Here is a 9,013-nt window from a genome sequence, read left to right on the forward strand (position 1 = left end):
GCCACTTTAGCGGGAACACTCCACACCTATCTCGCCGATCCCAACGAATACCGGGCCATCACCCGCAACCTCCTCCACCAGGGCGGGACCGTGACCTACACCCCCACCGCGATCACCATCACCCTCGACCGGCCCGACGCCCCCCGGATCGCCAGCGCCCTGGCAGCACTGCTCGACGAGATCAACACCGCCCCCGCCCACCTACCCGGCGACCGGCGCCCACTGACCTACCAGCTCGCCGAGCACCAAATCTCAACACCGGCACCGTCGCTACTTCCGGAGGTCTGAGGCTGAGCGGTCGCCGACTCTAATGCTTTGGTTACCAGACGAAAGCAGAAGAAACGGCGACCGCATGCAGATTATCGACGACTCGACCCCGTTACCGCTACCGCCCGGCGAGGGCACTCTGGCGGATCTCAACAGATTCCGGGCGGGCCTGTACCGATGCCTGACCCGTCGTGGTGACACGCTGTTCGAACTGGCCGATGCGACCGCATGCGCTACCGGGAACATAACGGATCTGGCGAGGCTGTCGCTACAGAGTGAACACCGACGCGGCCACGGTAGTCTCTACGACGGTCTCAACGCTGGGCAGATCAGCACCACCGGGATGCGCGTGCTGCTCGCGGACACCCCGCTGCCGACGATGGCCGGCCCCGATGGGCGAGAACGAATCGTACTGGCGGTGGACGTGTCGAACTGGCTGCGCCCCGATGCAGCGACCAGCCCGGACCGGGCCTTCTGCCACACCTATGCCCGTGGACACGGTCAGGCACAGATGATTCCCGGCTGGCAGTACTCCTTCGTTGCCGCCCTGGAACCGGGCCCGACGTCATGGACCGCCCTGCTAGATGCCACCAGGCTGCTCCCCGGCGATGACGCCACCGCGGTGACCGCCACCCAGCTGCGAAGGGTGCTCACTGAGCTACAACGGGCCGGCCACCACGATCAAGACGACCCGGAAGTGCTGGTCGTCGCCGATGCCGGCTACGACGGTCCCCGGCTGGCCTGGCTGCTCGCTGATCTGCCCGTGACGATCCTGTGCCGGGTCCGCTCAGACCGGGTCTACTACGCACCCGCAGGCACACGGGCTGGCCCCACCAAGGGGCGCCAGCCCCGCCACGGCGCCCGACTGAAGCTGCGCGATCGGGCCACCCACCCGGTGCCGACAGTCGCCANTTCGCCAGGATGCACCCGAAGATCGAGACCCGAGGCGGCTTCAAAAACCACACAGGACCCCCACCGATCATCGACGGCACCCTGGTCAATCTCACCGTTGAACGCCTGCCCGGTGACCGGGCTCCGAAACCGGTATGGCTCTGGGCCTCCAAGCCGGTCCCAGACAGCGACACCGAGGTCGATCACTGGTGGTCGATGTTCATTCGCCGGTTCGATCTCGAGCACACCTTCCGGTTCCTCAAACAGTCCCTGGGATGGACCCGGCCCAAGCTGCGCGATCCACAGGCAGCAGATAGGTGGACCCGATTGATCATCGCCGCCCACACGCAACTACGCCTGGCCCGACCGCTGGCCGCCGATCATCGCCTGCCCTGGCAGAAGCCCCTCGCCCCGGCCCAGCTGACCCCAGCACGGATACGAGCCGGCTATCGCCGCATCTGCCAGAAAGCGACCTATCCCGCCAGTCCGCCGAAAGCCTCCCGTGCCGGCCCTGGCCGACCCAAAGGCCGACCAAACACCTGCAAAGCACCAGTACAGCCCGTCGGCAAAGCCGCCTAGACCTTAAATAACAAGCTTAGTTCGTCGGGGGGTCAGGTCCAGGCGGTGGGGTCTGCGAGGTAGAGGCCGCAGGCGGTGTCGAGGGCGTCTTCGGGGGCGCCTGCGCTAAATCCGTTGGGAAGGTAGGAGTTTTCGTAGTCGTCGTGACTGGCTCGGTAGATCGCGAATCCCCACGTTGAGGCGGAACCGCCGTAGCGAAGCCGGCACAGCTTGAGGACTTCGCCGTCGGGAAGTGTTCCGTCGATGTAGGCGAATCCGGCCCGGAACCGGACGGTGACGCTGGCCAGTTGCGGCCAGCGTTACTGTGCGCGGAGCCGGATTTTGTAGCTGAGTGAGTGCTGCGTGGAGTCGGGGATTTTGGCCATGGCGTCAATCGTGCCGCCCGAGGCGCTGACAGGAGTTGATCAGGGCGAACTTCCTGATATCCGGCGTGTCAGCCCTGTGGTGCGGGCCGGGATGGTCCAGAAATGGTCATGCCAACTATCACGCAGCTTTTCCAGGCCACGGCGACCGCGGCGCCGATCGTGTTGACGCCCCAGGATGAGGCCGTTCTGCGGGCCAGGATCAGGGCGGGGCGCACCGAACAGCGCGACGTGCTGCGCGCCAGGATCGTGTTGGCGGCCGCGCGAGGTGATTCGAATGCAGCGATCGCCGCCCATCTGGGCGTCCACGTCGACACGGTCCGCAAATGGCGTGGCCGCTTCGCCCTCCAGAGGCTCGAAGGGCTGCGGGATCTGCCCCGATCGGGTCGGCCAACGGTGTTCACCGACGTCCAGGCCGCCGAGGTCAAGGCGATGGCGTGCGAGTTGCCCGCCGAGTCCGGCCTGCCGTTGTCACGCTGGTCGTACACCGACCTGGCCACCGAGGCCGTGACCCGAAAGATCGTCGAGTCGATCAGCGCCTCCACGGTGCGGCGCTGGCTGTCGGGCGATGCGATCAAGCCCTGGCAGCACCGCTCGTGGCTCTTCCCCCGCGACCCGGATTTTGCGGCCAAGGCCGCCCGCGTTCTGGACCTGTACGCCCGCACCTGGCAGGGCGTGGCGTTGGGCGATGACGAGTACGTGATCAGTGCCGATGAGAAATCCCAGCTCCAAGCCCTGCGGCGTCGTCACCCCGATCAGCCGGCCGGGCCCAGACGTTGCCGCCGGGTCGAGTTCGAGTACATCCGGGGCGGGACCGTGGCCTACTTCGCCGCCTACGACGTCCATCACGCTCGGGTTATGGGGCGGATCGCCCCGAAGACCGGGATCGTACCGTTCACCGAACTCGTCGAGCAGGTGATGACCACCGAGCCGTACGCATCGGCAAAACGAGTGTTCTGGGTCGTCGACAACGGCTCCTCCCACGCCGGCCAGACCTCGATCGACCGGATGAAACAAGCCTGGCCCAACGCCGAGCTCGTGCATCTACCGGTGCACGCCTCGTGGCTCAACCAGGTCGAGATCTACTTCTCGATCCTGCAACGAAAGGCCATCAAGCCCGGCAACTTCCGCGACCTCAAGCATCTCGCCGAACGCGTCCTGGCGTTCCAGGACAGGTACAACACCACCGTCACGCCGTTCAAGTGGAACTACAGCCGTAGTGACCTCAACGAACTCCTCCGTCGGATCGCAGACCACCAGACGGCTCAGGCCGCCTGACCCCCCGACGAACTAACAGAAATGACCACTAGCCCTGCTCGGCCGCCGCCTTCTTCAGCGACTCGGTGGGCGTGAAGCGCTCGCCGTAGGTGGCGGCCAGTTCCTCGGCCCGGGCGACGAAGCCCCTGTAGCCCGAGGCCTCGCGCGCCCCGGGGGCCGCGTAGTTCTTGGCGTACTGGCGCGTGCCGCCGGTCCAGGCCGGGAACCCGATACCGATGATGGAACCGATGTTGGCGTCGGCGTCGTCGACGATCACGCCCTCGTCGACGCACTTCTGCGTCTCGAGCACCTCGGCGAAGATCATGCGGTCGACCAGGTCCTGCAGTGGCGGCGCGTTGTGCGGGGAGGTGTTGAACGCCTCCCGCAGGCCGGACCACAGGTCGGCGCGCTTGCCGTCGGCATAGTCGTAGAAGCCGGCACCGGCGGCGCGGCCGGAGCGGCCGATCTCCTCGACCATCTTCAGCACCACACGGTCGGAGGCACTGGGTACGTACTCCCGGCCCTCTGCCTCCTCCGCCTCGCGGGTCGCCTGACGGATCTTGACCATGAGGTTGAGGTTCAGCTCATCGGACAGCTGCAGTGGAGCCGCCGGGTAGCCGCCGATCCGGCCGGCCTGCTCGATGGTGGCGGGCTCGATGCCCTCGTCGAGCATGCCGATCGCCTCGTTGACGAACGTCCCGATGACCCGAGAGGTGTAGAAGCCGCGCGAGTCGTTGACCACGATCGGGATCTTGCGGATGGCCAGCGTGAGATCGATCGCCTTGGCCAGCGTCTCCGGGGCGGTCTTCCCGCCCTTGATGATCTCGACGAGCTGCATCTTGTCGACGGGCGAGAAGAAGTGCAGGCCGATGAAGTCCTCGGGCCGCTTGACGCCCGTGGCGAGGTCGGTGATCGGCAGGGTCGAGGTATTAGAGCCGAGCAGAGCGTCGGGGGCGACGATGTCCTGGATCTCCTGGAAGACCTTCTTCTTCAGATCGGGCGACTCGAACACGGCCTCGATCACCAGGTCGCAGCCGGCCAGCGCCTGCGGGTCCGTCGTGGGCGTGATGCGGGTGAGCAACGCGTCGGACTTGTCCTGCGTGGTGCGGCCACGCTCGAGGGCCTTGGCCTCGAGGTTCTCGGAGTACGCCTTGCCCTTCTCGGCGGAGGCCTGCTCGACGTCCTTGAGCACGACCTCGATGCCGGCCTTCGCGCAGACGTACGCGATGCCCGCACCCATCATCCCGGCGCCGAGGACGCCGACCTTCGTGAACTCGGTCCGGGGGATATCCGAGCCGTCGGCGGCCTTGGGACGCGCGCCACCAGACGAGCAATGCTGCATGTCGAAGAAGAACGCCTGGATCATGTTCTTCGCGATCGGGCCGGTCACGAGCGAGACGAAGTAGCGCGCCTCGATCTTCTCGGCGGTGGCGAAGTCGACCTGCGAGCCCTCGACGGCGGCGGCCATGATGGCGCGTGGTGCCGGGGAGGGCGCGCCCTTGGTCTGCTTCCGCATGTTCGCCGGGAAGGACGGCAGGACGCCCGACAAGGCCGGGTCGTCGATCGTGCCGCCGGGCAGTGTCCAGCCCTTGCGGTCCCACGGCTGGGTGGGCTCCGGGTCGGTCTTGATCCACGCCTTGGCGGCGTCGATGAGCTCCTCGGATTGCACGACCTCGTCGACGAGGCCGGCCTTGAGGGCCTTGTCCGGTGCGAAGGACCGGCCCGACATGAGGATGTTGGGCACGGCCTGCGCGAGACCGAACATGCGGACGGTGCGGACGATGCCGCCGCCGCCGGGCAGCAGACCGAGGGTGACCTCGGGCAGGCCGACCTTGGCGCCACGGGCGTCAGCCATCACGCGGTGGTGGCACGCCAGCGCCAGCTCGAGGCCGCCGCCCAGGGCCGCGCCGTTGAGTGCGGCCACGACCGGCACTCCGCAGGTCTCGAGGGCGCGCATGCGGCTCTTGATGCCCATGGACCGCTCGAACAGCTCCTCGGTCTGGTCGGGGCCGGCCTTGATCATGGACTTGAGATCGCCGCCGCCGAAGAAGCTCTTCTTGGCCGACGTCAGCACGACGCCCTTGATGGACCCTTTCTCGGCCTCGATGCGGTCGACAGTGGCGGCGAAGTCGTCGATGAACCGGGCGTTCATCGTGTTGGCGCCGTGGTCGGGGTCGTCCATGGTGAGGGTGACGATTCCGTCGCCGTCCTGCTCCCACCGGAACATGTTGTCGTTCATTGGTTTCTGCTCCTATGACTGTGGTGTCGGTGGGGGTCAGACGCGTTCGATGATGGTTGCCACGCCCATGCCGCCGCCCACGCACAAGGTGATGAGGGCGCGCTTGCCGCCGGTGCGCTCGAGCTCGTCGAGCGCGGTGCCGGTGATCATCGCGCCGGTCGCGCCGAGGGGGTGGCCCATGGCGATCGCGCCGCCGTTGACGTTGAGCTTCTCGTCGGGGATGTCCATGTCCTTCTGGAAGCGCAGCACGACGGAGGCGAACGCCTCGTTGAGCTCCCACAGGTCGATGTCGTCGGCGGTCAGGCCGGCGGTGGCGAGCGCCTTCTTGGCGGCCGGGGTCGGCCCGGTGAGCATGATGGTGGTGTCGGCGCCGGAGGTCGCGGCGGCGACGACGCGGGCGCGCGGGCTCATCCCCATCTCCTGTCCGGCCTTCTCCGAGCCGACCACGACGAGCGCGGCGCCGTCGACGATGCCGGAGGAGTTGCCACCGTGGTGGACGTGGTTGATCTCCTCGACCCAGTGGTACTTCTGCAGCGCCACGGCGTCGAAGCCGCCCATGTCGCCGACCATGGCGAAGGACGGCTTGAGGCCGGCCAGCGCCTCGACCGTGGTCCCGGGTCGCATGTGCTCGTCGTGGTCGAGGACGGTGATGCCGTTGATGTCCTTGAAGGGCACGACCGACTTGGCGAACCGGCCCTCCTCCCACGCACGGGCGGCCAGCCGCTGCGAGCGCTCGGCGTAGCGGTCCACGTCCTCGCGGGTGAAGCCCTCGAGGGTGGCGATGAGATCGGCGCCGATGCCCTGGGGCGAGAAGTAGGTGTCGTAGTTGGTGGCGGGGTCCATGGCCCAGGCGCCGCCGTCGGTGCCCATCGGCACGCGCGACATGGATTCGACGCCGCCGGCGAAGACGACCTCGTCCCATTCGGAGCGGATCTTCTGGGCGGCCATGTTGATGGAGGTCAGTCCGGACGCACAGAACCGGTTGATCTGCACACCCGTGACGGTGTCCGGCATGCCGGCGGCGAGCGCCGCGGTGCGGGGCAGGTCCATCCCCTGGTCGCCGATCGGCGTGACGATGCCCAGGATGATGTCCGAGATACGGTTTTCGTCGAGGTCCGGGAAGCGTCGACGGGTCTCCTCGATGAGACCGACCACCAGGTCGATCGGCTTGATGCCGTGCAGAGCGCCGCCGGGCTTGCCCTTGCCTCGCGGAGTCCGGATGGCGTCGTAGATGAATGCCTCGGTCATGGGTGGTCCACGGCCTTTCTCTGGGCGAGCTGATACGTGTTCCGCTTCACACTACGCTGTGCCCACCGGACGGTTCGGACTGCGGTCCGTTTCTGCACGAGACTCACTGGGCTCGCTCCGGTGGCACAGTGGGTCCCGTGACCGAGAACCACGCCGTATCCCCTGCCCTGGCCGAGCTCGCCGATGTCTGCGGCGTCGCATCGAGTTACGAGGACGCCGACGGCGTCCGTCGCGAGGTCCCGGCCTCGACCCTGCGCGCGGTGCTCGCCGCGATGGGCGTCGAGGTCGGCGGCGACGACGACGACGAGGGCGGCGTCTCCGAACGTGAGGCACTCGGTGCTGTTCGTCTGCGCCCCTGGCGACGTGTGCTGCCACCGACGCTGGTGGCGCGTGAGGGCACCGCCATCGGGTGCCCGGTCCACGTCCCGCGCGGCGCGATCGTGAATGTCGAGGTCCTTCTCGAGGACGCCGACGTGCCGTCGACGTTGCTCCCCCTCGACGAACCCCGGATCGCCCGGGATGTCGACGGGGTGGCGATGGAGCGGGTCACTCTGGCGGTCCCCGATGATCTGCCCGTCGGATGGCATCGCGTCACCGCAGTGGTCCGAGCCCCGGACGGCACCCGCCACTCCAGTGAGTGCACCCTGCTAGTCCATCCCCGCGCGATCCCCGTGCCCGCCGGACTCGAGGAGCACCGTGCAGTCGGGTTGGCGGCACAGATCTATCAGGTCCGGTCGGAACAATCCTGGGGCGTCGGCGATCTGGCCGACCTCGGGGACCTCGCCGGGTGGGCGAGCCGCGACTTCGGCGCGGACTTCGTCCTGGTCAACCCCATGCATGCGGGTGAGCCGTTCGTGCCGGTCGGTCCGTCGCCCTATCTCCCGACGACCCGCCGGTTCGCCTCCCCCCTGTACCTGCGCCCCGAGCTCGTGCCGGAGTACTCCGCCCTGTCAGTCGCCGACCGCCGTCGCGTGGATGACCTGGCCCGCACCGCGGCTGCGACCAACACTGTGGACACGATCGATCGCGACAGTTCGTGGACCGCGAAGCTCGAGGCGTTGCGCATCCTGTTCATGGTCCCGCTGGCTCCCGCCCGGGCCGACTCGTTCGACCGGTTCGTCGATGAGCAGCCCGGGATTCTGGGCTTCGCCACGTGGTCCGCGCTGGCCGGTGACCACGGCCCCGACTGGTCCACCTGGCCGGAGGAACTCCGGGATCCGGGCTCGGAGGCCGTCGCGGGTTACGCCGACGAGAATCCGGAAGAGATCCGTTTCCACCTGTGGTTGCAGTGGTTGGTCGCGGAGCAGCGGGCGCACGCCCAGCGCGAGGCCCTTGCCGCGGGGATGCGTCTCGGGGTCCTGCACGATCTGGCGGTGGGGGTCCATCCCACGGGCGCCGATGCGTGGTCGCTCCACCATTCACTGGCCCGTGGGGTCTCGGTGGGTGCTCCCCCGGACGCCTATAACCAACGCGGTCAGGACTGGTCGCAGCCGCCGCTCCGTCCGGACGCCCTCGCCGAGGAGGGCTACCGTCCCTTCCGCGACATCGTCCGCGCGGCATTGCGGGATTCAGGCGGCGTCCGGATCGATCACATCCTCGGCCTGTTCCGGCTGTGGTGGATTCCCCGGGGCGCGGCTCCGACCGAGGGCACATATGTCCACTATGACCACGAGGCGATGCTCGGAGTTCTCGCACTCGAGGCGTCACGGGCCGGCGCGGTCGTGGTGGGCGAGGACCTGGGAACGGTGGCTCCGGGGGTCCGCGAGACGCTGTCCGAGCTCGGGATCCTGGGCACGTCCGTGATGTGGTTCGAGCAGGACGAGGACGCCCCGATCCCGCCTGAGGACTATCGACGGCTGTGTATGGCGTCGGTGACGACCCATGATCTCCCGCCGACCGCCGGCTACGCCGACCTCGTCCATGTGGATATCCGCGAGGAGTTGGGACAGTTGACGGGCGACAGCGCCGAGGAACGTCGTGGTGCCGAGGCCGAGATCTCGGCCTTCACTGCTGTCGTGCGGGAGCGTGGCCTGCTCGACGGGGACTCCCCCGATGATCTGGTCGTGGCACTGCATCGATTCGTGGCCGAGTCGCCGTCGCTGTTGTTCGCCGTGTCGGTGGCGGATCTCGTGGGTGATCGCCGTGCGGTGAATGTTCCGGGGACGTCGGA

General features: G+C 67.8%; 6 protein-coding genes and 1 pseudogene. 5 read left to right on the forward strand and 2 right to left on the reverse strand.

Annotation, left to right across the window (positions count from 1 at the left end; genetic code table 11):
• The 4 genes and pseudogenes from AYO52_RS18615 to AYO52_RS13155 all read left to right on the forward strand — a co-directional run.
• Window positions 1–288 (forward strand): hypothetical protein (locus tag AYO52_RS18615; protein ID WP_172812174.1); only part of this gene is annotated, 288 nt, incomplete at its 5' end.
• 64 nt (window positions 289–352) lie between these two features.
• Window positions 353–1,120, forward strand: a pseudogene (locus tag AYO52_RS19280) (transposase); the annotation flags it as partial.
• 68 nt (window positions 1,121–1,188) lie between these two features.
• Entirely contained in the window at window positions 1,189–1,737 is a 549-nt protein-coding gene (locus AYO52_RS18970) for a hypothetical protein (protein ID WP_253702151.1), read from the forward strand.
• A gap of 473 nt (window positions 1,738–2,210) precedes the next feature.
• On the forward strand, window positions 2,211–3,377 hold the full coding sequence (locus AYO52_RS13155; RefSeq protein WP_253702153.1) for an IS630 family transposase: 1,167 nt from the start codon (window positions 2,211–2,213) through the stop codon (window positions 3,375–3,377).
• Window positions 3,378–3,405: 28 nt separating this feature from the next.
• Here the strand turns inward: AYO52_RS13155 and AYO52_RS13160 are convergent, their stop codons facing one another.
• Together AYO52_RS13160 and AYO52_RS13165 are read right to left on the reverse strand one after the other, a co-directional pair.
• Window positions 3,406–5,595 carry a 3-hydroxyacyl-CoA dehydrogenase NAD-binding domain-containing protein gene (locus tag AYO52_RS13160; RefSeq protein WP_067718176.1) on the reverse strand — a complete coding sequence of 730 codons (2,190 nt, stop codon included), beginning with the start codon at window positions 5,593–5,595 and terminating at the stop codon, window positions 3,406–3,408.
• A 36-nt stretch (window positions 5,596–5,631) separates the two neighbouring features.
• Complete coding sequence (locus AYO52_RS13165; protein ID WP_067718178.1) at window positions 5,632–6,843, reverse strand: acetyl-CoA C-acetyltransferase; 1,212 nt, start codon at window positions 6,841–6,843, stop codon at window positions 5,632–5,634.
• Window positions 6,844–6,980: 137 nt separating this feature from the next.
• Here AYO52_RS13165 and malQ point away from each other — a divergent pair.
• Window positions 6,981–9,013: 4-alpha-glucanotransferase (gene malQ / locus AYO52_RS13170; RefSeq protein ID WP_156523610.1), on the forward strand; the 2,033-nt coding region annotated here is incomplete at its 3' end.

This window comes from Dietzia sp. 111N12-1, from assembly GCF_001658045.1.
Lineage (GTDB): Bacteria > Actinomycetota > Actinomycetes > Mycobacteriales > Mycobacteriaceae > Dietzia > Dietzia kunjamensis.

What these genes read in the sequence shown, in the direction of transcription:
- AYO52_RS13160 (WP_067718176.1), bottom strand. Translation starts at nt 5,595, where the DNA reads ATGAACGACAACATGTTCCGGTGGGAGCAGGACGGCGACGGAATCGTC.
- AYO52_RS13155 (WP_253702153.1), top strand. Translation starts at nt 2,211, where the DNA reads ATGCCAACTATCACGCAGCTTTTCCAGGCCACGGCGACCGCGGCGCCG.
- AYO52_RS18970 (WP_253702151.1), top strand. Translation starts at nt 1,189, where the DNA reads ATGCACCCGAAGATCGAGACCCGAGGCGGCTTCAAAAACCACACAGGA.
- AYO52_RS13165 (WP_067718178.1), bottom strand. Translation starts at nt 6,843, where the DNA reads ATGACCGAGGCATTCATCTACGACGCCATCCGGACTCCGCGAGGCAAG.